28 protein-coding genes and 1 tRNA gene are annotated in these 25,798 nt (G+C 39.5%); 17 read left to right on the plus strand and 12 right to left on the minus strand.

Annotation, left to right across the window (positions count from 1 at the left end):
• Positions 1-83: 83 nt before the first annotated feature.
• Complete coding sequence (locus U0839_RS04450) at positions 84-1,127, plus strand: SDR family oxidoreductase (protein WP_413550162.1); 1,044 nt, start codon at positions 84-86, stop codon at positions 1,125-1,127.
• Between the two features lie 92 nt (positions 1,128-1,219).
• Here U0839_RS04450 and U0839_RS04455 read toward each other — a convergent pair whose 3' ends face one another.
• Positions 1,220-2,071 carry a squalene/phytoene synthase family protein gene (locus tag U0839_RS04455; RefSeq protein WP_413550163.1) on the minus strand — a complete coding sequence of 284 codons (852 nt, stop codon included), beginning with the start codon at positions 2,069-2,071 and terminating at the stop codon, positions 1,220-1,222.
• Between the two features lie 155 nt (positions 2,072-2,226).
• Between U0839_RS04455 and U0839_RS04460 the strand changes: the two genes are divergently transcribed.
• On the plus strand, positions 2,227-2,835 hold the full coding sequence (locus tag U0839_RS04460) for a superoxide dismutase (RefSeq protein ID WP_110439365.1): 609 nt from the start codon (positions 2,227-2,229) through the stop codon (positions 2,833-2,835).
• A gap of 34 nt (positions 2,836-2,869) precedes the next feature.
• On the opposite strand, the gene yajC is transcribed toward U0839_RS04460, so the two are convergent.
• Positions 2,870-3,316 (minus strand): preprotein translocase subunit YajC, encoded by a 447-nt coding sequence (gene yajC, locus U0839_RS04465; RefSeq protein ID WP_155564958.1) that lies wholly within the window; start codon positions 3,314-3,316, stop codon positions 2,870-2,872.
• A gap of 117 nt (positions 3,317-3,433) precedes the next feature.
• Here yajC and U0839_RS04470 point away from each other — a divergent pair, with 117 nt between their 5' ends.
• Positions 3,434-4,291, plus strand: coding sequence for an ATP-binding protein (locus U0839_RS04470; RefSeq protein WP_155564957.1), 858 nt, complete (start codon positions 3,434-3,436; stop codon positions 4,289-4,291).
• Between the two features lie 74 nt (positions 4,292-4,365).
• Here U0839_RS04470 and serS read toward each other — a convergent pair whose 3' ends face one another.
• The 8 genes from serS to U0839_RS04510 all read right to left on the minus strand — a co-directional run bounded on the left by serS (position 4,366) and on the right by U0839_RS04510 (position 12,763).
• Positions 4,366-5,646, minus strand: a complete 1,281-nt coding sequence (serS, locus tag U0839_RS04475; RefSeq protein ID WP_155564956.1) for a serine--tRNA ligase — start codon at positions 5,644-5,646, stop codon at positions 4,366-4,368.
• On the minus strand, positions 5,646-6,428 hold the full coding sequence (gene tatC, locus U0839_RS04480) for a twin-arginine translocase subunit TatC (protein WP_155564955.1): 783 nt from the start codon (positions 6,426-6,428) through the stop codon (positions 5,646-5,648). Before tatC ends, serS begins: the two co-directional genes overlap by 1 nt.
• Positions 6,425-6,967 carry a Sec-independent protein translocase protein TatB gene (gene tatB / locus U0839_RS04485; RefSeq protein WP_155564954.1) on the minus strand — a complete coding sequence of 181 codons (543 nt, stop codon included), beginning with the start codon at positions 6,965-6,967 and terminating at the stop codon, positions 6,425-6,427. The genes tatC and tatB overlap by 4 nt, the downstream gene beginning before the upstream one ends.
• 84 nt (positions 6,968-7,051) lie before the next feature.
• Positions 7,052-7,627, minus strand: a complete 576-nt coding sequence (gene scpB, locus U0839_RS04490; protein WP_110439360.1) for an SMC-Scp complex subunit ScpB — start codon at positions 7,625-7,627, stop codon at positions 7,052-7,054.
• Positions 7,624-8,481 (minus strand): segregation and condensation protein A, encoded by an 858-nt coding sequence (locus U0839_RS04495; RefSeq protein WP_230882722.1) that lies wholly within the window; start codon positions 8,479-8,481, stop codon positions 7,624-7,626. The genes scpB and U0839_RS04495 overlap by 4 nt, the downstream gene beginning before the upstream one ends.
• A 27-nt stretch (positions 8,482-8,508) precedes the next feature.
• Positions 8,509-9,666 (minus strand): SPOR domain-containing protein, encoded by a 1,158-nt coding sequence (locus U0839_RS04500; protein WP_155564953.1) that lies wholly within the window; start codon positions 9,664-9,666, stop codon positions 8,509-8,511.
• Positions 9,663-11,468: an arginine--tRNA ligase gene (gene argS, locus U0839_RS04505; protein ID WP_413550164.1), complete on the minus strand. Its 1,806-nt coding sequence runs from the start codon at positions 11,466-11,468 to the stop codon at positions 9,663-9,665. The genes U0839_RS04500 and argS overlap by 4 nt, the downstream gene beginning before the upstream one ends.
• Before the next feature lie 119 nt (positions 11,469-11,587).
• Positions 11,588-12,763, minus strand: a complete 1,176-nt coding sequence (locus U0839_RS04510; protein WP_155564951.1) for a deoxyguanosinetriphosphate triphosphohydrolase — start codon at positions 12,761-12,763, stop codon at positions 11,588-11,590.
• A 338-nt stretch (positions 12,764-13,101) separates the two neighbouring features.
• Here U0839_RS04510 and xth point away from each other — a divergent pair, with 338 nt between their 5' ends.
• Positions 13,102-13,869, plus strand: a complete 768-nt coding sequence (gene xth, locus U0839_RS04515) for an exodeoxyribonuclease III (RefSeq protein WP_155564950.1) — start codon at positions 13,102-13,104, stop codon at positions 13,867-13,869.
• 18 nt (positions 13,870-13,887) lie between these two features.
• On the opposite strand, the gene U0839_RS04520 is transcribed toward xth, so the two are convergent.
• Together U0839_RS04520 and U0839_RS04525 are read right to left on the minus strand one after the other, a co-directional pair.
• Positions 13,888-15,030, minus strand: a complete 1,143-nt coding sequence (locus U0839_RS04520) for a hypothetical protein (protein ID WP_122122969.1) — start codon at positions 15,028-15,030, stop codon at positions 13,888-13,890.
• A gap of 76 nt (positions 15,031-15,106) precedes the next feature.
• The gene (locus U0839_RS04525) at positions 15,107-16,216 is read right to left on the minus strand and encodes a hypothetical protein (protein ID WP_155564949.1); all 1,110 of its coding nucleotides are present in this window, start codon (positions 16,214-16,216) and stop codon (positions 15,107-15,109) included.
• A gap of 184 nt (positions 16,217-16,400) precedes the next feature.
• On the opposite strand from U0839_RS04525, the gene U0839_RS04530 reads away from it, so the two are divergent.
• From U0839_RS04530 to U0839_RS04590, 13 genes are all read left to right on the plus strand, one after another.
• Positions 16,401-17,309, plus strand: coding sequence for a hypothetical protein (locus tag U0839_RS04530; protein WP_155564948.1), 909 nt, complete (start codon positions 16,401-16,403; stop codon positions 17,307-17,309).
• Positions 17,310-17,401: 92 nt separating this feature from the next.
• Entirely contained in the window at positions 17,402-17,965 is a 564-nt protein-coding gene (locus tag U0839_RS04535) for a hypothetical protein (protein ID WP_155564947.1), read from the plus strand.
• 161 nt (positions 17,966-18,126) lie between these two features.
• Positions 18,127-19,137, plus strand: a complete 1,011-nt coding sequence (glk, locus tag U0839_RS04540) for a glucokinase (RefSeq protein ID WP_155564946.1) — start codon at positions 18,127-18,129, stop codon at positions 19,135-19,137.
• Between the two features lie 42 nt (positions 19,138-19,179).
• Positions 19,180-19,320, plus strand: a complete 141-nt coding sequence (locus tag U0839_RS04545) for a hypothetical protein (protein ID WP_196424823.1) — start codon at positions 19,180-19,182, stop codon at positions 19,318-19,320.
• 96 nt (positions 19,321-19,416) lie between these two features.
• Entirely contained in the window at positions 19,417-19,971 is a 555-nt protein-coding gene (gene dcd / locus U0839_RS04550) for a dCTP deaminase (protein WP_110439350.1), read from the plus strand.
• Between the two features lie 14 nt (positions 19,972-19,985).
• Positions 19,986-21,251, plus strand: a complete 1,266-nt coding sequence (murA, locus tag U0839_RS04555; protein ID WP_155564945.1) for a UDP-N-acetylglucosamine 1-carboxyvinyltransferase — start codon at positions 19,986-19,988, stop codon at positions 21,249-21,251.
• A 115-nt stretch (positions 21,252-21,366) separates the two neighbouring features.
• Entirely contained in the window at positions 21,367-22,065 is a 699-nt protein-coding gene (hisG, locus tag U0839_RS04560; RefSeq protein WP_110439348.1) for an ATP phosphoribosyltransferase, read from the plus strand.
• Complete coding sequence (hisD, locus tag U0839_RS04565) at positions 22,062-23,360, plus strand: histidinol dehydrogenase (RefSeq protein ID WP_122122962.1); 1,299 nt, start codon at positions 22,062-22,064, stop codon at positions 23,358-23,360. The genes hisG and hisD overlap by 4 nt, the downstream gene beginning before the upstream one ends.
• 79 nt (positions 23,361-23,439) lie before the next feature.
• Complete coding sequence (gene infA / locus U0839_RS04570; RefSeq protein ID WP_110439346.1) at positions 23,440-23,658, plus strand: translation initiation factor IF-1; 219 nt, start codon at positions 23,440-23,442, stop codon at positions 23,656-23,658.
• 2 nt (positions 23,659-23,660) lie between these two features.
• Positions 23,661-24,272, plus strand: a complete 612-nt coding sequence (locus U0839_RS04575; protein ID WP_122122961.1) for a Maf family protein — start codon at positions 23,661-23,663, stop codon at positions 24,270-24,272.
• Positions 24,272-25,390 carry a ribonuclease E/G gene (locus tag U0839_RS04580; RefSeq protein ID WP_155564944.1) on the plus strand — a complete coding sequence of 373 codons (1,119 nt, stop codon included), beginning with the start codon at positions 24,272-24,274 and terminating at the stop codon, positions 25,388-25,390. The genes U0839_RS04575 and U0839_RS04580 overlap by 1 nt, the downstream gene beginning before the upstream one ends.
• Positions 25,383-25,595: a DNA gyrase inhibitor YacG gene (locus U0839_RS04585; RefSeq protein WP_122122959.1), complete on the plus strand. Its 213-nt coding sequence runs from the start codon at positions 25,383-25,385 to the stop codon at positions 25,593-25,595. The genes U0839_RS04580 and U0839_RS04585 overlap by 8 nt, the downstream gene beginning before the upstream one ends.
• A gap of 51 nt (positions 25,596-25,646) precedes the next feature.
• Positions 25,647-25,722: transfer RNA gene (locus U0839_RS04590), tRNA-Phe, on the plus strand.
• Positions 25,723-25,798 lie beyond the last annotated feature (76 nt).

Genomic DNA, 25,798 nt, shown 5'->3' on the forward strand with positions numbered 1-25,798 from the left:
ATAATTAATAAACTTATCCAAGTAATAAAATTTAATTATTAATTTATTATTTTATATTTCTCAAATTTCTTTAGGTGATAAATATGTCTGAAAAAGAAAAGTCTGAGAATAATGCGAATCCTTCCGTATTTCATACCAACTCTCGTCGCCAAGTCCTTACCGGTGTCGCTGTTGGAGCTGCCGCTTTAGCGACAAACAGGAGTATTCATGCCATGCCTGAACATGTTGAAAATAAATCTGTCCCTCCTCTAAAAAACCCAATGTCCCTATACCCAACGCCTCCCTTTTCTAAACAGCCACAACCTTGGCCTGGTTTACAGTCCAAGATGCAACCTGTTCCTGATTGCGGAGAAAAAACATATCAGGGAAGCGGACGTTTAAAAGGACGACACGCACTAGTTACAGGAGGTGATTCCGGTATTGGACGCGCTGCCGCTATAGCCTTTGCACGTGAAGGAGCGGATGTTGCCATCAATTATCTACCACAAGAAGAACCTGATGCAAAGGAGGTCATCGATCTTATACAAAAAGCCGGACGTAAGGCTGTTGCATTACCCGGTGATATCCGGAATGAGGATTTCTGTAAAAAACTTGTTGCAGATGCTGTAGCCAAATTGGGTCAAATAGATATTCTTGCCCATGTGGCTGGAAGACAAAAATATTCTGAACAACTGACTGATATAACAACAGAAGAATTTGATTGGACAATGAAAACCAATCTTTATGCACTTTTCTGGATCACCAAAGCTGCCATTCCACATTTGCCACCTGGCAGTTCCATCATCACCACCTCTTCACTCGTATCATATATGCCTCCAGAAATTCTGGTGGATTATGGCATGTCCAAAGCAGGTATCAGCAACTTTACCAAATCAATGGCCAAACAGCTTCTTCCCAAAGGAATACGTGTCAACTGTGTTGATCCAGGACCTTTCTGGACCCCCCTACAAATTTGCGGGGCTCAACCCCAATCAGCTATTCCCAACTTTGGTGGTGAAAGTCCTTTTAAACGACCTGGGCAACCTGCAGAAATCGCTCCCTTGTATGTTACACTTGCCTCTACTGAATCATCTTATGTAACAGGGCAAAGCTGGGGAATTGTGGGAGGAACAGGACAACCTGGATAATCTTATTATTTTCTGCTTTATAATCTCTAATATCCATTATTTTTAAGGTTCATTAATTTTATAATGAACCTTTTTTATAAAAAATTATCTTTCTAAGTCTCGCTTATTTTCAATTTAACCGAATAATTTGCCTTTAAAACGGACAACTTGTCTCCAATTCCACGTTTCCGGGACAAATGATCCCATTGTTCAAACCTGTGTAGATCCCGTTTGGCCAAAATAACAGGTAAAATAACGGATCTGTATTGACGCTCTAACAAACAAGCCTTCTCGCTTCTTCGCATATAAAAATATGCCTTTTCTATTAAAATATCACGGATTGCATTAAGTTCTGATGATGTTACGCTAATTCCGTTTTCTGACCGCTGTAACGAGAAATCATGAATTATCTCTGCTGGCAAAGGACAACGCCCTTTTCTAAATATATTCGGTAAATTTTTTGAAATATGAACGGTTTCACTGGCAATACCCGCTGCAATCACCGCTTCAACCAACGGTAATTCTCTTATTTTAAAAAGATTTGCAAGAATCCGCTGAATTTGTCCAACAGACCGCACCATTATCGAACCCCAATGATTCCAATTTTTTATACCCTCCAATTCTTCTTCGCGAGCGGAAATGATTTTTAAAAGATCTTCAGCAGAAAACAAATTTCGATCCAGAGAATCCTTGATATAAGGCGCAATTTCATGATCCCGGTCGGATTTGTTTGCCAACAAGTCCCGCCACCATTGCAAACGGATATAACCCGCCATTGGCCCTGCCACATCCCATGAAGAGGATAGGGTCACGGCCCGAGTAATCTCGGTATAAAATGCCAATAAACGAAAATATTGTTCTCGTAAATCAGAAGGCATAAAAAGCGCGCAAAAGAAGTGATCTGGATCAGACTTCCTTATATATTGGCCGCAAAAAGAAAGGGGTTTAGATTTTTCTTTAATCATTTCCAAAAGATATATATAATTTATGAAGGAGATGTGCCTAAAAAATTTATCAATTAATCTCTGTAAAATTCCGCATAATCTCTATATAAGAGAATTAAGAACCAAAAAGGTCTTATATAATTTTTTAAAATTATTGCAATATATCGAGGAACCAAATGTCTTTTGAATTACCACAACTTCCCTTTCCCTATAATGCTCTGGCTCGTTCAGGAATGAGCGAAGAAACCATGCAATTTCACCATGACAAGCATCATCAAGCATATGTTAATACCCTGAATGATCTTATCAAAGCAAACCCTGCACTTGAAGGGAAATCATTAGAAGAATTAATTGTAACGGCAGCAAAGGATGAATCCTTAACACCTGTTTTGAATAATGCAGGTCAACATTACAACCATTCTTTATTCTGGAATTCCCTAAGTCCTGATGGTGGTTCAATGTCTCCTGCATTTGAAGAGTTAATCCGTAAAAATTTTGGTTCAGTTGAAAATTTCAAAGCTGAATTCAAAAAGGCCGCTACCACGCAATTTGGCTCGGGATGGGCTTGGCTGGTTTTGACTTCTGACAATAAATTAATCGTTACCAAAACACCAAATGGTAAAAACCCGATTTCCGAGGGCCAGGGAAAGCCTCTATTAACCATTGATGTATGGGAACATGCATATTATATTGATTTCCGTAATCGCCGCCCTGATTTTGTGGATAATTTCCTTAATAATCTCGCAAATTATGATTTTGCAGAAGCCCAAATAAACGCAAAATAAACTGTATCAAGGAAACCGGCATTCCGCCGGTTTTTTATTCCGCTTTTACCGTTTCATCAGCTTTATCCAATGTAACAGCCTTATTTTCTTTGGCTTCTTTTTTACCTTGGTTTTTTATCTTGGATTGGGTATTTTCTGTTTGGGCCTTACTTTCCAAAATAGTCGTAACAGTACTACGAACAACCATTACTCGAACATTTGACGCAATTTCCACTTCCATTTGATCTGAATCTTCCTGGTTACGTACAATTTTACCAACAATACCACCCGCGGTTACAATTTTATCACCCCGTCGCAATGCTTTCATTTTTTCACGAACTTGCTTGGCTTTTTTTTGCTGCGGCATAATAACAATAAAATAAAATACCAGAAATATTCCAATAAAAGGCAGTAAACTCATGATTGTGGCAGTACCACCTCCACCACCACCTGCACTTTGTGCATAGGCAGGAGTAATAAATAAATCCATAAAATTGATCATCAAACTGCTTTCCTATCTTATTCACATTACGTATATTGATCATCTATCATTATAGGCACCTTCATACACTATATAAAGTATCTCGCATACTACAAGATCATGAAAACCGGAAAAAAGATGACTCAATCCCTTATCCCCTTACTGGAACGTATCGCGATTTCCCTAGAGAGACTTGCCCCTCCTCAGCCAAAAATTGAAAATATTGATAAACATAACTGTTTTATCTGGTCCGCCCAGAATAATGAATTGACACCCATTCAGAACATGTCTTTTATCGACTTTCATCTGTTACAAGGTATCGAAAACCAAAAAGAAACACTTTTTCTGAATACATATCATTTTGCCAAAAATCTTCCCGCCAATAACGTTCTTTTATGGGGGGCAAGGGGAACGGGAAAATCTTCATTGATCAAATCGGTTTATCATGAAGTAAACAGCAAACTATCAACCATTTGCCCTCTTTTGAAAATTATTGAAATTCCCAGGGATGATATCTACTCCCTGCCCATTCTTTTACGGTTATTGAAACCTCTGTCTTACAAATTCATCATTTTTTCAGATGACCTTTCCTTTGAATCAGAAGACCGTGATTATAAAGCGCTCAAATCCGTATTAGATGGTGGAATTGCCGGACGCCCAGAAAATGTGTTATTTTACGCCACAAGCAATCGTAGACATCTAATGCCAAGAAATATGATTGAAAACGAATCCTCTTCCGCCATTAATCCTTCTGAAGCCATTGAGGAAAAAGTATCTCTTTCTGATCGTTTTGGATTATGGATCGGATTTCATAATTGTTCCAAAGATTTATTTGATCAGATTGTAACAGAATATGCAAAAGCAAGAAAATTACCCATTTCAAAAGAGGATCTCATAGCACAGGCCAACGAATGGTCAGTTACTCGTGGTGCCAGAAATGGCCGTGTTGCCTGGCAATTTATAGAGGATTTAACGGCCAAATTATCCAGTGGATAACACTTTTTTCTTTTTACAATTTGACAGTCCAAAAACAAAAGGGGGTGAATTTTATCCCCTTTTGTTATATTTCATTATCCGATTTTTTCAATACCACCCATATAAGATCGAAGCACTTCAGGAATAGATATTGAACCATCCTCATTTTGATAGTTTTCCATAACAGCAACCAAAGCCCGTCCAACTGCAACACCAGATCCATTTAAAGTATGCAGAAATACCGGAGGCGTTTTTCTACCCTCTTCAGGTTGTGGGCGATAGCGAGCATTCATGCGACGCGCCTGAAAATCACGTGTATTGGAACAAGATGAAATTTCGCGCCAGGCTTGTTGGCCTGGCAGCCAAACTTCCAGATCCCAGGTTTTTGCTGCCCCAAATCCAGTATCACCAGAACATAACAAGACACGACGATAGGGTAATTCCAATTTTTCAAGAACCATTTCGGCACAACGGGTCATCCGCTCATGCTCTTTTTCACTTTCTTCAGGTGCGGTCACACTGACCATTTCAACCTTATAAAATTGGTGCTGTCGAATTAATCCCCTTGTATCACGACCAGCAGCTCCTGCTTCACTTCGGAAGCAGGCGGTTAAAGCAGTTCTGCGAACAGGTAATTGATCATAATTGATTATTTCACCTGCCTGTATTCCTGTCAGAGGGACCTCTGCTGTTGGAATTAGCCAACGCTCATCTTTTGTACAAAAAGACTGATCCCCGAATTTAGGCAATTTATCCGTGTTAAACATGGTCTGTTCATTAACTAGTAATGGAACGACATATTCCTCGTAATCATGTTCAGTTGTATGAAAATCCAGCATAAATTGTCCCAGGGCACGATCAAGTCTTGCCAACGCTCCACGTAAAATGCTGAACCGTGCGCCCGCTAACTTGGTAGCTGCATTAAAATCCATCAACCCTGATTTTTCGCCCAACTCGAAATGCTGCAATGGAGTAAAACCAAATTCACGTATTTTTCCCCAATAATGTACAACAACATTTTCAGTTTCATCTTTTCCCGTCGGAACCTCCACAGCCAAACGATTAGGCAAACTTGCCAGAACCTCAAAAATTTGTTGATCCAGTTTATCCGCACGCGTCTGCAATGAATCTATTTCCTGACGCAACCTTATGGCTTGCGCTTCCAAAACGGAACTGTTTTCTTTATTCCGTTTTAACTGACCAATTTGTTTTGAAATATTATTTCGATCAGCTTGTTTTTGATGCAGCTCATTCAAATATGAGCGCCGTTCCTCATCATACGATAATAATGTCTGACTAACTGCGGATAATCCACGACGGGCCAAATCGTTATCAAAAGCCACAGGATCAGAACGCAGAGCACGAAAATCATGCATTATAATAATTCCTTTTCTGGTTTGGGTTCCACCATTCGGGCAGATAAAATTGAAATCTCATATAAAATAATTAAAGGGATAGCCAAGGAAGTTTGTGTAATTACATCGGGAGGTGTAAGAACTGCAGCAATTACAAAAGCAATAACATATGCATATCTTCTGAATTTCTTTAACTTTAATGAAGTCACAAAACCTATTTTTGCCATCAATGTCAACATGACAGGAAGCTCAAATGCAATACCAAAAGCCATGATTAACCGCATAACTAACGAAAGATATTCGGAAACCTTGGCTTGCAATTCAATATGCATATTATGATCCCCCCCAACCTGAAATGATAAAAAGAATTTCCATGCAAAAGGAAAGACAAAGAAATAAGCGAGCGCTGCACCCAGTAAAAACAAAATCGGTGTTGCAACCAAAAAAGGCGCAAAAATCCTTTTTTCATTTCGATATAATCCCGGGGCGATATATATCCATGCTTGAATGGCAAACATAGGAAATGAACAAAAAATTGCACCGAAAAATGCCAACTTGATATAAGTGAAAAATGCCTCATATAAGGCCGTATAAATAAGATGGGGTTGTTCTCCCTGTTGTCGCATGGCTTGCGCCAAGGGGTGGGCCAAGAACATATAGATTTGTTCCGAATAGTAATAACAAAACCCAAAAGCAATCAAAAAAGTTGCCAGACAGACAATCATTCGACGACGTAACTCAATAAAATGTTCCATCAGAGACATTGATTTATCATTGATCAACTCTTCTTCGGGAATATTCATGGCCATCTCTGTTCCCTGTAATTGACAATTTGTGGTGGAATCATCGCTGGAACAGGTGGAGCCGATCTTTTAACCTGTAAACGCTGCGCAATTGCAGGAGGAAAAAAAATTGGAGCTGGATCTTTTTTTGCCAAAGCTTCCAGATCAGGTTCCTTATGATCGGTTGACGCTGAATATTCGGGAATAATCTCAGGCTCTTTATTTGAAAAAGGAATTTCATAAGGTTTCGGAGATTGAATAGATGTTTGATTTAGGGGGGAATTCAAATTCTCCTGAAGTGTTCTATCTCGATCGATTACATCCAATATTGCACTTTTAATATTCATACGACGTAATTTCATCAACTGATCTTTGGCTTCCTTAAGGTCTGGATCCTTAACCATCTCATCCACCTGACTATGGAATTCACGTGCCATGCCCCTGCATTTTTTCACTACGTCACTAAACCAATGGACAATTTTTGGAAAATCTTTTGGTCCTATAAATATCATGCTGACAATCCCAATCAATATCAGTTCTGCCCAAGAAAAATCAAACATGCTTTATATTGCCCCCTCTATTTCCATAATATGCATCATGATTTGGTTTTATATGATTTGTTTAGCAAAGATATTACCACTTATTTATTCATCATTTAAAGAATGGTACGGAATATCTCCAAATAACTCCTCTTTTTTTGGCAAATCATTTAAATCATTTAACCCCAAATAAGTTAAAAATTCTTTGGATGTTTTCCATAAAGTTGGTCGTCCTGGTACAGATTTATGTCCACAAGGTTTGATAAGACCATATTCCAATAAAGTTTCCAAAACAGTTTGGCTTAAACCGACCCCTCGAATTTTTTCGATATCTGTCCGAGTGCAAGGCTGATGATAAGCAACGACGGCCAAAGTTTCCATTGTTGCACGAGATAAACGCTTTGGCCTGGCAATGATTTTTACCAGATATGCCGTCCATTCCTGAGCTGTCCGAAATTGCCATCCACCGGCAACTTTACATAAACGAATGCCACGATACGCATAATCCTCTTGAAGTGAATGAATAATGTCAAGGATGCTAACAGTTGCCTTTCCTTCAGGATTTAAATTTATTGAATTTTTTTCCAGCAAAGATTCAATTGATTGTTCTGAAACAGGTTCCGTTTGCGAAAATATATATGCTTCGATCAACCCTTTTAAATCTTCCAAGTCCGTTTTCATTCCGCTTCCAAATTTTTATGATAGGATTGGCCGTCATTTCGTGATTGCAATCGAATTTGACCAAACTGCTCTTGCTGATCAAGCTTTATTTCACCAAGCTTTGCCAGTTCCAATCCGGCCAGCAACATTCCGCACCAGGCAGCTTTCCATTGTTGCTGTTGTTGGACAGGTGATTGATCCTTTTTATTAACCGCCTCCCAACAGGGTAGAAAAGCATCCAACGCATGCCATCCAGGTACATGATGAGATTTGAGTAAACGTTTCAAACGATTTAGAGCATCTTTGACCGTCCAAAAATGAAACGATCGAATTCGCCACTCCCTTTTTTTATTTTTACGATGGAATATCCGAATATATGCGTCAATAAAACGTGCACTATCCAATATCAATCCAGAGGAATCCACTGAAGTAAGATCTTCATAATATCCCCTGGCAAAAACCTCGCTCCCCAATAAAGGTCGCTCCTGCATCCACAATGCCGCTTTATTGATTTGTTCCAGCCCTTGCAAACGTTCTTGAAGTAAATCAACCGCCTGTTCAGTATCGCCAAAATGATCAGTTTTTTGCGGCAATAACAGACATGATTTCAACCATGCCAACCAACTCGCCATAACCAACCAGTCGGCTGCCAACTCCAATCTTATTTTTTTTGCAGATTCAATAATTTGTAGATATTGCTCAACCAGTGGCAAAATTGATATCTGAGTTAAATCAACTTTTTGGGTTTTAGCCAATTGCAACAACATATCCAACGGCCCTTCAAATCCATCAAGCCGAACAATGAAAGTCTCATCATTCCATGAAGAAGAATGATTTTCCATTTCCGTCTCATGAACAAGATCCGATTGCCGCATTATTATACCAGATTTATGAAAACCAAATTAAAAATTGGCCAACGTGCAAGAAAGACTTTTCGTTTTCAATTGGCTACAAAAACTATTTGCCTGAGTCTTGGAGGTAAAACCCTTAATTCTTATTCGATAAATCGTATTACCCTTAACATTAGCCTTTTGAATGGTGGGAGAATATTGCCCCAATAACTCTGGAGCTTTTTTGCGCATGACCTGCCATTGTTTTTGTGCTGCAGCATTTGACCCTAATGCAGCCAACTGCACAATAAAATGACCATTTCCTACGCGTTTTTCTTCCAATTTTACAGAAGGGACTTTTTTACCGTTATCTTGACGATGATGCCGAATAGGTTTTTTTGAAGGAACAGGCGCAACAGATTTTTCTGCCTCATCCGATTGTTCATCAGAGACATTACCCTCATCTTCCTTTGATTGTGCCTGCTTTTTGTTTTTATTCTCTGGCAAGTCATTACCCATTGATGACGTTGCCGTCGATGGAGCTGCAACCAAAGGTACATTATTGGGAGACGATACTCCATTATCCATAACATTGCCATTCATATTGGTCATTGCGGGAGTCTGATTATTAGAGGCTGTTGAATTGCCTGTTCCATATTGTGCAGCTAATGCCGATGGGTCAGCCTGTTCAGGTCCAGGCGCAAGAACAGGTTTTCCATTCGCTTTCATTTGACCTTCAGCCTTATCCATACCAATAGTTTCTGTGTTGTTTTCCGGTAAAGGTTTTTCCTTGGCAGCAATTTGAGGCGGTTCAAAAACGGGAATACCCTGATGTCCCGTATGAGACATCATCCACCCTCCAATGAAAAGCAATAAAATACCGCCAATTCCCGCTGCGGCATAGGCTAATCGACGTGTCGAGGAATCTCCATGAAATAAATTCTGCATAAATGCGAAACGTGGCTGTCCGCGACGATCATAATCCTCATCATATTCGTCTTCTTCATCGTCTTCTTCATGATAACGTGATGCCATTCTTTCCCTGCCATTTGGATCAGGACGATTTTGACGTGGAGACAATCGTCCATCATCTTCACGGGCAGGATTCATACGCGGGTCTTGTCCACGTATCATATTCTCTCTGCCCTGACCTGAACGAGAGGCTTCCATGGAATCATCATCAAAAAATGATCTTTTTCTAGGGGGTTCAGGTGAATTTTGATCCATCATCTCATTTCCTCAACTGGTTCTATTCCCAAGACCTGCATAGCAGAACGAATTACACTTGCAATAGCTTCAATCAACGCCATTCTGGCCAACGTGCCATGAACATCACCTTTTTGGATAAAGCGTAAAGTCGCATCATCCCGTCCGGCATTCCACAATGCATGAAAATCTGATGCAAGCTCCATCAAATAATAGGCAATACGATGTGGTTCACGCATCAAGGCGGCACTTTCAACTGTACGGGGCCATTGTGCAAGTCGCCGCATAACCGCTAATTCCTCTTCATTTCTGATATTCGACAGATCCGCTTTTGCCAGATCGGAGGCCATTAATCGCTCTTGACCAAAAATCTCTTCAGCAGAACGCAAAACGGAACGGCATCTTGCATGCGCATATTGAACATAAAAAACAGGATTGTCACGGGTTTGAGCAACAACCTGTTCAAGATCGAAATTCATTTGCGCATCAGATTTACGTGTTAACATGGTAAACCGCACCGCGTCTTTTCCAACTTCATCGATCAGATCGCGTAATGTTACAAAAGTGCCTGCCCGTTTGGACATCCTTACAACCTCACCATTACGAACAACTCGAACGATCTGACATAAAATAACTTCAAAATCAGTTGACACATCCACTGGACTTAGAGCTTTTACTGCCGCATTCATACGGGAAACATATCCACCGTGATCTGCACCCCATACATCCAATAGAATCTGATAACCTCTTTTTATTTTATCATAATGATAACCTATATCATTAGCAAAATATGTTGCACTGCCATCAGATTTCCGTAAGGGACGATCCACGTCGTCACCATAAGCCGTTGATTTAAAAAGTGTTTGTGGACGAGCCTCCCAATCATCTGGCAATTTCCCTTTGGGAGGCTCCAGTATACCTGTATACACCAGTCCCTTTTTTTCCAATATCCGAATTGCCTGATCGGCTATACCAGATTCAAGAATTGCACGTTCTGAGATGAATTCTTCCTGCAAAACACCTAAAGCTTTCAGATCTTGACGGATATCATGCATCATGTGAGTCAAAACGCACTGTTTAACTTTTTCAAACCATGCTGGAAACGGTTTTTGTTCTATGCCCTTCAATAATGTCTTACCATATTGCTGAGCAAGATCCTGTCCAACTGGAATAAGATAATCTCCTTGGTATTGTAAACCAGTTGGCATGTACGCCTTGTAACGCTCTTCAAAATCAGTCGGGGAACAATCTCCTTCAAGAACCTGAACATAACGCCAATAGGCTGCCCATGTTAATGCAACAACCTGATTACCTGCATCATTGATATAATATTCCTTGGTAACGTCAAAACCAGCCTTAGCCATCAAATTGGCCAACACATCCCCAACGACCGCGCCACGACAGTGACCTACATGCATTGGTCCTGTCGGATTGGCAGATACATATTCAATGTTGGTTTTGATATTATTTCCAATCTGACTGTTTCCATACGCTTCCTGTATCTGCAAAATCGTTGAAACAAGATTTTGAAAAACAGAAGGGGCCAATTTCAAATTCACAAATCCCGGCCCAGCAGGTTCAGCCTTTTCAATACCAGAAACAAATTGAAGGCGTTCAGCCAATTCCTTGGCAATTTCCTGTGGCCGACGCTTGGCAATTTTTGCCGTAATCAAGGCTGCATTCGTCGCCATATCCCCATGTGAAACATCACGTGTAGGTGTCAATTCAATTCTTTTTATCAAATCTTCTGACAAATCAGGTAAAATTTGTCGCAAGGCCTTTATAACACAATGATAAAAGGAAACATATAAATTCTGCTCAGCCATACAAAAATTATCTTTCTTTATAAACACCTTATCCATACCCAATTATTCAGCAATACTGAAAATAAAATTGACCATACCCTAAACAAGACTTTGAACCATCCAACAAATTATTTAGATTTTTACGACAAAATAGATAAATCGGTCAGTCTTTGATACTCTTCTATTGCATAACGATCTGTCATACCAGCAATATAATCCGTAATAACCCGTAAAATACCTGATTTCTGTTTTCTTTTTCCTGCCTCCAAGGCACGTATTTGCCATTTTTTGGGTAACAAATCAACATTTTCAGATAAAATCTCGAATAAATGCTGAACCAACAATTCCCCCTTTCGACTCATACGATTGACACGCCAATGCGAATATAAATTCTGATACAAGAATTTACGAATTTTTTGATTGCCTTCCATAATTTTAGGACTAAATTGCACGATCCCATATGTACAATTTCTGATATCCTCTGGCGTCTTCGGGTTCAAACCGCTTAAGTTATCAGCAGTCTGTTTTTTCAAATCACGAACCAGACAATCGATAACCCGTCTTATTACTTCATATCTCAAACGCTTTTGAAGACTATCCTTAAATTTACATTGCTCCATTTGTTTTCTTGCTTCATATAAAGCCTCTCCAACAACGGGAAGATCTTCCAAATCTTTAAATTCTATCAATCCCGCACGTAAACCATCATCCAAATCATGGCTATGATAGGCAATATCATCGGAAATTGATGCTATTTGGGCTTCCGCTGATGCATAATTGAACAAATCCAAGGGATATGACCGATTAATCCGTTCTAAATAAGGGTCGGGATTGTCAACCGGCCCATTATGTTTGGCTAATCCCTCTAAACTTTCCCAAGTCAAATTGAGTCCATTAAAGGCAATATATTGTTGCTCCAATAACGTTACCTGTCTTAATGACTGGTCATTATGACTGAAACCGTTATAATCCCGCATCATCTTTGCCAGAGCCCTTTCTCCAGCATGTCCAAAGGGTGAATGTCCCAAATCATGTGCCAGCGCCAAACATTCTGTCAAATCCACATTTAATTTCAAAGCGCGAGCAACAGAACAGGCAATTTGCGCAACCTCTAACGAATGCGTTAAACGAGTTCGAAAAAAATCACCCTCGTGATTGATAAAAACCTGTGTCTTATATTGCAATACACGGAAAGCTGTAGAATGGATTACACGATCCCGATCTCTTTGCCAGGGGTTACGACCTTGTGCCTCCGATTCAGGATAAAATCGTCCCCGAGCTGTTTTTTCCTGAACGGCATAAGGTGCTAGATTCATGATTGCCACGCCTAAATTTATCCAACATAATCAATTTAAATTATCCTGATCATTTATTATTCTAATTATATCATTATAAAATTGTAATAGTATATAGCTCTCAATTTATTTTAAAATACGGCCAAAATTCAATGACTACAATCATATATGTGTTAGATTAAAATACAGCACTTTCGATTTTACATAATTCAATCATCCGGAATTTTACTTTTTTCCAATCACAAAAAATCAAAGCTTAAAGACGAAAAGGATAATCTGTCCACCCTTGCCATCAAGATATAATGAGATTAATTTGACTGGAATTCAATTTGTATCTTTTCATACCAAGGATTATCCTGATGAAGCTTGCTAGCTGGAATGTTAACTCTATTCGCCAAAGACTTTCCCATGTTCAAAAATGGCTTCAAAAAGAACAACCTGACTGGCTCTTTTTACAGGAAATCAAATGCCAGAACGCACAGTTTCCATCGGAAAGTTTTAAAGCCTTAGGCTATCATGTTATCGTACATGGACAAAAAGCCTATAACGGGGTTGCCACCTTAAGCCGCCATCCCTATAAATTGCTTCATACGGATTTACCTGATCTACAGAATACAAAAGACCATGCTCGATATCTCGAGATTGAGAGTCGAGGAATTCATCTCTGCAATCTATATTTGCCAAATGGTAATTCCGGCGGCGAAGAGGGATTTCAATTCAAAATGGATTTTATCAATGCATTAATCAAACATGCCCAATCCTTATTGAACGACAAACAAAACTGTATTTTTGCAGGTGATTTCAACATTTGCCCCACCGACAGTGATTTAACCACCAATATACTTTCTTCCGATGACGCATTGATCCGTCCGGAAAGCCGAAAGGGTTTTTATACGCTTTTATGGTTGGGTCTGTCGGATGCATTTCGCATTCTCCATCCTGATACAATCGAATATAGTTTTTGGGATTACACCAAAGCTGCATGGCAACGAAATGCAGGTCTTCGAATTGACCACGTTCTATTGTCAGCAAAAATAACTGAACAATTAAAAAATTGCTGGATTGATAAAGAGGAACGAGCCAAAACCCAACCTTCTGACCACGCCCCCATTGTCATTGAATTTTGATAAACAATCAACTGTTCTTCAAACAGCCATCCAGCTTGTAGTTGTTCCTTTATAAGGTGTATCAAACTCCCTTATAACCTCGGCAAATTTTTGATGATCCAATAATATACAGGATGGATATTTTGCCTCTCCACGCAAAGCACGATAAAAATGACGGTTCAGTGCACGCGCGAACACTCCTGGGCCTGTCTTGTAGGCAATGAATAAACCCTGATGCAAATAACTATTCCGGTAAAGACTCAACATACATTCTTCTAGAATAGGACTTTTTGCAACAGAACCAAAAAAGTCATTATGAACAACATTATTATGCGTTAAAAAGAATACATGATCATAAATAGCAGGAGTTATTGAGTAAAATTTTTCAACAGATTGAATCTGAATATCAGCATCCAGCCACCAGCCACCATAATAGTTAATAACGTGAACTCTTAAAAAATCCGCCGCTTCAGCTGGATGACGAGCAGAAAGAAAGATTTGCCGTGCTTCAACACCATAATTTTGATATAACCACTCTGTTGCTTCCGCCTTATCAAAAATTTTTAGGTTAAAATGACCAAGTTCTTTTAGAAATTGAAAATTATTACTTATTTCCTCCGGAGGATTCTGATCCCAATATAAAAATAAATTATTGGGAATAACACTAAAATCGGCCCTACCCACTTCTCTATTTTTAATCCCTATCGATGATGCAGGATTAAAGATATTCATCATAATTGTAAGATAGATTGTATCGGCTTCCTCACCGGTATGAAATTCCTCATAACAATTTTGCATAATTTGAATGGCATTAAAAGCATCATTGTTTTCTCTATATTGTTTCCATCCAACCACAAAATTATATAAAGGAATACATAGATTTTTTAACTGTTCAAGTTCTTCCTGCTTTAACGGCAGACTTGCTTTCAGTAAAGCAACCTGACGGGCCATAAGTAAAACATGAGCCAATGGATATTGGGTTGGACTTTTGGAATGGGTATCAAACGCTATTTTATAGAAAAAAGCTGCCTCGGAATAAAAATGATTTGTCGAGAGAATGTTTGCAATATCAAACAAGGGATTTAAATCTTTTGCCCCATGATGTTTGAAAACATCCAAAGCTTGGGGACAAACAGATAAAATCTCCTCATAACCAACATCCAAATTCATATCATCAGTCATAATTTTAACTTTACCTTAATTATATATTCAATTCTAAAATTGCTTAATATTTCAAATATGAGACCACTATTGACTATCAAACTGAACTCCAAGTCCCTTTTTGTTTGTATGCAACTGGATATTGTTCAGTTAATTTGGAAAAAAATGAAGAATCCATAATTTTCAAAGAAGGATATTTCCATTTTCTTTCTTTTATACAACGCGAATAAATTCTATTTAATGCTCTCATAAAAACACCCGGACCTGTTTTATAAGAAATAAATAAACCATCATATTTATAACAATTGTGATAGATAGACAACAAACAATCTTCTAAAAAAACGTTATGCGGTTGGGCTCCAAAAAGATCATTATGAACAAAATTTCCCTCAGTCAGAAAAAAAACCGCATCATAATTTGCCGGAATCATTTCAATAAACTGATTTTCAGAAACAATTTTCAAATCCGCATCTACCCAAAACCCACCCAATAGATTAATGACATGAACGCGCAAAATATCCGCAGCCTCTGCAGGATGTCTGGATTTTAGAAAAAGTTCCCTGGCATCACGCCCGTAATAGCCATATAACCATTCACAAGCCCTATCCCTGTCAAAAACCTCTACTTTAAAATGCTGGAACTTCTGATGATGCTCAATGTTTTCCTTAACATCCTCCGGTAAATTCTGATCCCAGTAAAAAAAAATAGATTGAGGAATCTTATTCTTAACCATTCTCTCAGGGAAAATATCAGATTTCAATGCATCATGAATTAAACCAACATTAATAGCATCAATTTCTTCACCTGTATGAAATTGTTCAAAAGTATGATCAATTTTCTTTATCGCCTGTAAAGCATCAATTTTTCCGCATCTATATTCTTCAACACCCCTAATATAATTCATCAAGGATGGGGAAAGCTCATGCAACCTTTGGCAATCTTTTTCATCCAGAGCTATACCGGCCTTTACCAAACACAACAGTTTAACCTGCAATAATATAGCTTCACGTGGATGTGCTTCGGCTTCTAATTTACGATAATTAATCGCCTCTTGATAAAAAGCTGCTGCCTCTTCTAAAAAACCGTATAAATGTAAGTGATTAGCGATATTAAATGCCGTCATGACATCATTACAGCCATGCTGATTATATAAATTTTCAGTCACTGGGGAACGTGCCGCCAGATCTTTTAAACTTTGTGCTTTCACTTTAACAATACCATCCTTACAGAATACAATTTAGAAAAAATACGAATTATATCTTACTGTTCCTTACTTGTAATAAAATAATGGAAGTTATAAAACATTATTTAATAAAAATATTCTTTGCTTTGCTTTACCACTTTCATATTATAATGCAATTAATTCTTTTTCGAGGCAATCAGGTATTCCAATGCGTAAATTATTTTACCTTTTAACTTTTTTTCCACTCTCAACATTTGCCAATATTTCAACGGCCTCATCCTCCCCCGATCCCAAAACTTATCCTTCCACAATAAAAAATGAGGAAATTCATTCCATCATTAAAGAAAAAGATTTTCATGACTGGAATGTGATTGTCGGTAAAAATCATGCCTCCCTTAACTGGAACAGAAATTCAACTTCCAATTTAAATTTATATATTACACCTTCCGAACACAGAATAACCCTTGATGTAACAGCCAAAAAAAATACTTATCGGGAATTCAAGCTTTCTTATATAACCTGGAACATCAGGGAAGTTTCCGTGACCCTAAACAAGACAAGGGATCATAATGGCTGGGTAACCTATTCTACCGCTATCTACACAGATAACATCACAAAATTCATTAATGCTTTGCAACACAGTTCACCAATGATTTTGAATCTTTCGATTTCAACCTCAATTCCAATTGACATGAATGGTGAACGATCTGCATTGAATTCTTTCATGAATGTAATCAAGGAAAAAAATCTGGAAGCCCCCCCTCCCCTAGTCACAAGAAAAACAAATCCTGAACCTGTTAGCCCTCCTGACGGGATGTCTCCAGATTTAGTGCCTCTTTTTCAACAGGCTGATTATTATGTCAAAAAATGTATTGATCACGCCTCAGAACCATTAAATAGCCCAACCAGAAAATCAGTGTGTACAACACGTAACGATTATTTAAAAAAGATGAAAGATAAAGGCTGGTGCTGGGGAAGCGGTGACCCTGACCAACATGATAAAAATAAAAATTGGCGACTATGCATCATGAGTCCTAAAGGAAGCGTTCCCAAGTTGAAAGAAAAGGTTCAGGAGGATTTGCAAAAGGCTCAATCCATGATGAAGGATCAAATTTAATTTACATAAACCAGAACAAATCATAGTTTTTGCTTTAAACTTCGATTTTAAACCTTTACTCTAGAATTAATTTATGAAGGGCAACGTATTCCATGATTTCTTTATCAAAAACATGTCAATTATTTGTTCTGGGTGTGAGTTTATTTACAACATCCTATTCTGTGACAACATATTCTGAAACTCTGAAAACACGAAAAATAACCCGGCAAACCAGCGAAAACATAAAATTTGGGGAATGGTTATATTATCCCCAATCTAATCCACCGACACTTGCCTGGTGGAATGAGAGAATGTCCCGAGCTGCACCAATCTTATATATTTCCTTTTCAGCTGAAAAAATCACACTCAATGCCGTAACGCCACTTTGGCCAAATACGGGAATTATTTTCTACCTGAATGATAAAACAGAAAAACAGGGCATCAATCTCATTCTTCAGAAAAGAGATCAGGAAAACTGCTATTATTCCGCGACAATAGATTTGGAAAACCGACAAAAATTTGTGAATAATCTTGTTACTGTACGTAAGGCTCGTCTGATCACACCCATTTCATCGCAATCTTTATCCCTGAAACAAGTCAATCAAGCTATGCAGCTTATAATAACAACACATCCAGAGATTAACTTAACCTTACCGAGCACAACCGCTTCGCAATAGTCTAAAGAGATTGTTTTTAATCTTTACCCAAAAAATGCCTTAACGAATTTAACAAAAAGTTGAAAAAAATATTAAAAATCCTTAAATTAAATTCAAATTTATGTGAACAAAAATATTGTTAATATTATTTGTTTTAATCCTCTTAAATGGAGATTTTTATTATGTCCAACTCCAAGAATAACTCCACTCCTGTTGATGCTCCCATTGAAATTGTCGTTGCAGATATCGGAGGGACAAATGCACGTTTTGCAATTGCCAAGATACAAAATGGACAGGTCGTTACCATTGACAGCGAAACCATTTTAAAAACAGCGGATTATGCAACTTTGCAACTTGCATGGGATGCCTTTGGACAAAAGGTTGGCCGTCCTTTGCCTAAACAAGCCTCCATGGCAATTGCCTGTCCGATTCGAGGTGATATTCTCAAATTTTCAAACAGTCCATGGATCATTCGGCCCGCCCTTATTCCCCAACAGCTAAATCTGGAAAAGCTTGTTCTGATAAATGATTTTGAAGCAATTGGACATGCGATCGCCAACTGTCAAGAGGACCATCTTAAACATATTTGTGGCCCAAGAAGAAAAGAAAGTCCTCAAGGAATAACCACAGTTGTCGGTCCTGGAACAGGACTGGGAGTTGCTTCTCTTGCATTCGATACAGACAAATATACCGTTATTCCAAGTGAAGGCGGACATTCCTCTTATGCCCCTTGTGACAATATCGAAATCAGTATTTTAAGATACCTGAAACAACATTATCGCAGGGTTTCCGCAGAACGGATCATTTCTGGTCCCGGATTGGGTAATATCTATGATGCGCTTGGCGCAAATGCCGGACTGCCTGTTACCCATCACAGCGATAGCAATTTATGGGAGGCCGCATTAAAGGGTACCGACCATCTTGCCACGGCTGCACTGGAACGGTTTTGTCTGAATTTGGGAACTTTCTGCTCCGACATGGCTCTGGTACAATTGGCCAACCGTGTTGTAATTAGTGGTGGCATCGGTCTTCTTATAGCCGATTATCTTCCCCATTCGGGTTTTGCAGAACGGTTTGTTGATAAGGGTCGCTTTGAAAGAATGCTGGCTGATATCCCTGTTGAAATTCTGACCTATCCACAACCAGGGCTTTTAGGAGCGGCTGCGGCTTTTGCAGTCCAACATTTAAAATAAGCCTTGTTGATTCTTTCAAAAAATTAGGTAAATTGATTCATTATGAATAGTGAGCCAAAAAAAATAATTTTGAAAGATTCTATAACTCAACGTCGCGACAAGGAAGCCGCGGCGTTACGCGAGAATCTAAAACGCAGAAAAAAGCAACAGCGTGAAAGAAAAGAGCGAGAACCACTGACGTAAAATAATTTTTGTAAAGGTTTGTTTACAAAATACTTGTTTATCATTTCAAATTTATTTAATTAAAACGCAAAGATATTAAGGGTAGGGAGTAGCTTTATGCCAATTATGCCTGATCGCTGGATTAAAGAGATGGCTAAAGAAAAAGGAATGATTGAACCTTTCGCTGATAAACAGCATCGTCAGGGAATAATTTCTTATGGTGTATCATCTTACGGATATGACGCCCGCGTTGCAGACGAGTTCAAAATCTTTACAGATGTCGACAATGCCATTGTAGATCCTAAAAATTTTACGCCAAGCAGCTTTGTAACCCGTAAAACAGATGTATGCGTGATTCCGCCCAACAGCTTTGCTCTGGCCAGAACCGTGGAATATTTTCGTATTCCAAAAGATATCTTGGTCATCTGTCTGGGAAAATCAACATATGCACGCTGTGGCATAATTGTAAATGTCACTCCTCTGGAACCTGAATGGGAGGGGCAGGTTACGATTGAAATCAGTAATACCACTCCCCTTCCTGCCAAAATTTACGCGAATGAAGGAATCTGCCAGCTTCTTTTTCTCAAGGGCAGTGAACCTTGTGAAGTCAGTTATGCCGATAAAAATGGCAAATACATGAAACAGATGGGTGTCGCTACCCCTCGCTTATAAATGAAAAAAAAAGAATGGATCGCTTTTTAATCCGTGGGGGCAGACCCTTATATGGTGATATCGTCATTGGGGGGGCAAAAAACGCAGCTTTGCCAATCATGGCATGCGCCTTGCTTACCCCTGAACCTTTATCACTGCAAAATGTTCCAAGTATTGTTGATATACGTACCATGTGCGCACTTCTGCAACAACATGGTCTCACAATCACTTATAATGACAAGGATCCACATCATATCACTTTTCAAGGGGATATTGCAAACACCGAAGCTCCCTACAATATCGTTTCGAAAATGCGGGCTTCTATCCTTGTTCTAGGGCCCATTCTTGCACGTTGTGGTAAGGCCAAGGTCTCCCTGCCGGGAGGATGTGCAATCGGAACCCGTCCTGTTAATCTTCATCTGGATGCACTCAAAGCCTTGGGCGCTGAAATCGAAATTGATCAGGGATATGTTATTGCAACTGCACCCAAGGGATTACGTGGTGGTCGCTTTGTATTTCCATTTGTTTCTGTTGGCGCTACAGAAAATACAATCATGGCTGCCTGCCTTGCCAAAGGCAGAACGGAACTGCTGAATGCAGCCCGTGAACCTGAAATCTGCGATCTTATCGACTGCTTGATCGCGATGGGTGCAAAAATAGAGGGTAAAGGAACAAGTCATCTGATCATTGATGGCGTGGATCATTTACATGGCGCGGAACATTCCATCCTGTTTGATCGAATTGAATGCGGTACCTATGCCTGTGCAGCCGGTATTACAGGTGGAGAACTGCGCCTGATCGGAGCCGACATTCATGCCATGGGATCTGTTATTCATGCGTTGGAAGAGGCTGGGGTAGAAGTGTTTCCGGAAAAAAACGCCATTCTTGTCCGGCGCACGGGTGATTTAAGAGGCATTGATATCATGACAGAACCCTATCCAGGTTTTCCGACGGATATGCAGGCCCAATTCATGGCCCTTCTTTCAATTTCTGAAGGAGCGAGCATGATTACGGAAACAATTTTTGAAAACCGTTTCATGCATGTCCCAGAACTGAACCGTATGGGTGCAAGAATCAATGTTCATGGTTCTTCAGCAATTATTCGTGGTGTTCATTCCCTATCCGGCGCGCCTGTTATGGCAACGGATCTACGGGCTTCGTTTTCGTTAATCCTAGCCGGTCTGGCCGCAGCCGGAGAAACAAGCCTGAACAGGATTTATCATCTAGACCGCGGTTATGAAGCAGTTGATCAAAAACTGTCTGCCTGCGGTGCTCAAATTGAAAGAATCAAGACTAAATAATATTTTCATTCCTCATAGAAGAGAACTTGTTTTATACCAATGATCTGATTATAGTTAAACCTTAAATTATTTAACAATTTTATTATAATCAGATCCACTTTTGCTTACACTTTAAATGTCTGTACCTGGCGTGAAATCAAACCCTCTTATTTTAGCCCTTCCTAAAGGAAGGATACTAAAGGATTGTCTCCCTCTTCTTGAAACAGCCAATATTATACCAGAACCCGCTTTCTTTGATAAAGACAGCCGCCTTCTTCGCTTTAAGACAAATGACCCTGGGCTTGACATTATCCGCGTCCGTTCTTTCGATGTCGCAACATTTGTAGCTTTTGGCACGGCTTCTCTGGGGGTTTGTGGTTCCGATGTCCTGATGGAATTTGATTATTCGGATATTTATGCGCCTCTTGATCTCAATATAGGACGCTGTCGTTTATCTATCGCGCAATTAGCGGATACAAAAAATAAAAATCTGGAAGACCCTGCGCGTTGGTCACAGATAAGTGTTGCAACCAAATATCCGAATATCACCCAACGTTATTTTGCCAGTAAAGGCGTGCAAGCGGATATCATTAATTTGCATGGTGCCATGGAACTTGCGCCTGTCTTGAAATTATCCAGCTTGATTGTGGATCTTGTCGATACAGGATCAACCCTAAGGGCCAATGGTCTACAGGAAATTAAAACGATTACACAAATCTCCAGCCGTCTCATCATCAATCGCACCGCCTTAAAAACACAATCTGCCCACGTTAATGCATTAATTGAACGGTTTCGCCAACTTGTCACCCTTCCAAACAATGAAGATATATCATGAAAATCATATCAACAAATCAACCGGATTTTAAAACATTTTTCTGTAATCTTCTTGCCGCGCGAACAGCAGACACTTCACAAGCAACAAAACCCGTAACAGAGATTCTACAGGCTGTAAAAAATGATGGCGATGATGCACTTTGTGAATATACCAAACGCTTTGACCGTTTGTTACTGTCTCCTACGGAATTACGGATCACAGAACAGGAAATAAAGCAAGCCTGCAAGAAAATTGATCCGGAATTGCTTGATGCACTTGATCTAGCCGCCCAACGAATTCAAAAATTCCATGAAAAACAATTGCCTCCCGATCTTGATTACCGGGATGATTGTGGATTTAATCTTGGGTATCGCTGGAATGCCATGGATTCCGCCGGATTATATGTTCCAGGAGGTACCGCTGCCTATCCTTCATCCGTTTTAATGAATGCTATCCCGGCCAAGGTTGCTGGAGTCAAACGGTTGGCAATGTGTGTCCCGACCCCGGATGGCCATTTAAACCCTCTCGTCTTGGCTGCGGCTTATAGGGCAGGTGTTACCGAAATTTACCGTGTTGGTGGAGCACAAGCCATTGCCGCCCTGACCTTCGGGACACAAACCATTGAATCCGTTGACTATATTGTTGGTCCTGGCAATGCCTATGTCGCCGAAGCAAAAAGACAGGTTTTCGGTTTGGTCGGAATTGATAGCGTCGCAGGCCCCTCCGAGGTTGTGGTTGTTGCTGACCGGCATAATAATCCAACGCATATCGCCCTGGATCTTTTGGCACAAGCGGAACATGATACCATGGCACAATCAATCTTTATTACTGATAATGAGGAATTTGCCCATCAAGTTTCGCTAGCTGTTAATGAACAATTGAAAAGTCTTTCACGAAAAGAAATAGCGGAAACAAGCTGGAAAAATCATGGTGCTATTCTTGTTGTGAAATCCTGGGAAGAAGCCATTCCTCTTATCAACCGGATTGCCCCTGAACATCTGGAGCTCATGCTTGAAAATCCAGATGACCTATTCAGCAAAATCAAACATGCCGGCACGATATTCATTGGAAAATGGTGTCCTGAGGCAATTGGAGATTATGTTGGCGGTCCCAATCATGTTTTGCCAACCAGTCGTACTGCACGTTTTTCATCCGGATTATCGGTTTTTAATTTTCTTAAACGAACGACTTTCCTTAAAAGCGATGAAAAGGGTATTGAAAAAGTGGGACCTGCTGCAGTGGCGATAGCAAAAACTGAGGGTTTAACCGCACATGCTTTAAGTATTTCCTCCCGTTTGGACAGTTTGCATAAATAAAACTGGACATTTTTCAATATTCATCGTTATGGTAAGAACAAAATTAATTGTTTTAACTTGAAGGATATATATACTAAAAATGTCTAAAGAAGATATGATCGAATTCAACGGAACTGTTACTGAACTTTTGCCGAACGCAATGTTTCGTGTAAAATTGGATAATGAACATGTTATTTTGGCCCACACCAGCGGTAAAATGCGCAAGAACCGTATTCGTGTTTTGGCGGGTGATCGCGTAAGCGTTGAAATGACCCCTTATGATTTAACCAAAGGTCGCATCACGTTCCGCTTTAAATAATAATGCATCATTCCTCTTTCTTGATGGAAAATTCTGATTTTCCAATTACACTGGCCTCCGCATCACCAAGACGTTTACAACTGCTTGAACAAATCGGCATTAATCCTGAAAAAATCGTTCATCCTCGAATTAATGAAACGCCCCAAAAAAAAGAATTGCCCAGACAGTATGTTCAGCGCCTTGCACAGGAAAAACTATCGGCTGGCAGGGAACTCTCTCTTGAATCACCCATGATTTTAGCCGCTGATACGGTTGCGGCAGCAGGACGACGTATTTTAAATAAAACGAAAGATGTAAAAATCGCGGAAAAACAATTACGTTTACTGTCTGGTCGAAGACATAGAGTTTATACAGCTGTTATATTGTATAATGCAAAGACACAACGGATCTCCTCACGTCTTGTCTGTACTATCGTGCATTTTTCACGATTGACTGATAAACAACTCTTTTCTTATTTAGAAACCGATGAATGGAAAGACAAGGCTGGATCCTATGCCATTCAGGGTTATGCCGCCAGTTTTATCAAATCCATAAATGGGAGCTACAGTAATGTTGTCGGTCTTCCATTATTTGAGACGGCCCAGCTTATACGCGGTCAAGGATTAATCCCCTGATGCCTCAAATCTGGGTTATTTCAGCGCCTGGTCTAATACATATTGCCGTTACCCATCATGACACTCTCTTAGATTATGCCTTATGGTATCCTGGATTTCCTGATGGTTTCGGGGACATTTACTATGGTCGGGTTACCGCCCATTTACCTGCATTAGGTGGAGCCTTTATTCTTCTGGGTAAAAACATATCCGGTTTTTTGCCTGATAATGCAGGTGCCAAAAATCTGCACAATGGCGATAAAATAATTGTCAAAGTCTCACGAAGTGCCCAAAATGGAAAAAATGTCCGTTTGGATACCAAAAACCTATCCATCAATATCCAGAAAAGCACTGAAATACATCTGATCCAACAAGGACCGTCTCCTTTAGAAGATCTTTCAAGATTTTGGGGGAATTCACCAATCATAATTGATGATCCGCACCTTATTCATATCATACCAAGTTCGTTGCATAATCGTGTTCAAATTGCGCAGACCTCCTGTCCAAGCATTATATCGGAACAGATTGAGGCATTAATGGAATCATCCGTTAAATTACCAAAAGGAATTCAAGCATCAATTACCCCGACCCCGGCTCTCGTCGCTATTGATATGGATAGTGTAAGCCATAGCCAAGAAAATCAAACAAAAATAAAGGCGCAATTTGACGCAAACCGTATCGCTTTGCCACCATTATTGCATCAAATAAAATTGCGTAATCTATCAGGTGCAATTTTTATTGATCTAATAGGTCTGCCAATCAAAAAAAGACGTTTATTACAACAGGACATCAATGACGCATTGGCCAATGATCCGTTATCCCCCCGATTATTGGGATTTACGCACCTGGGATTGGCCGAAATCGTTCGAATGAGAAAACGCCCACCCCTTCATGAACTATTAACCTCGGATCACGGAAAAGCTGTTAAGATCCTTGCGAAGGTCATGCTGGAATTCAATTCTGTCAATCACCATTACCGTTATCATCTTTTAAAATTGAAACTTCATCCCCATTTATATCAGGCATTACTAAAGGATGAATATGCCATTAAAGATTTTGAACGACGATGTTCTATATCGCTACAACTAAAAGCGGATTTAACGTTTAAACCTCAAGAATGGGATTTTTCTTATGAATAAACCTGCGTTACATTGTCCTATCTGTAAAAAACCGGCCCAAGAAAAATTCAAACCATTTTGTTCTAAACGATGCGCCGATATTGATCTAGGTCGTTGGTTTTACGAGGATTATCGCATTGCATCCCTTCCACAAAATGAAGAGGAAGAAAAAGAATTGCTAAATTCCATAAAAGAAAGACTTGATCCTGATCCCAATGTAGGGTAAATGCTTTGTATACATTGATTCGCGTCAAATACCGAAAGCGAATATCAAGATGCCCAAGTAGCTCAGTCGGTAGAGCAAGCGACTGAAAATCGCTGTGTCGGTGGTTCGATTCCGCCCTTGGGCACCATAAAAATTAATTATATATAAATATATTATTTAGTAGTTTGCAGTGATTTGCCACAAAACACTAATCTCTCTTCAAT

It is taken from the genome of Commensalibacter sp. A3DC, from assembly GCF_047307945.1.
Taxonomy (GTDB): domain Bacteria; phylum Pseudomonadota; class Alphaproteobacteria; order Acetobacterales; family Acetobacteraceae; genus Commensalibacter; species Commensalibacter melissae.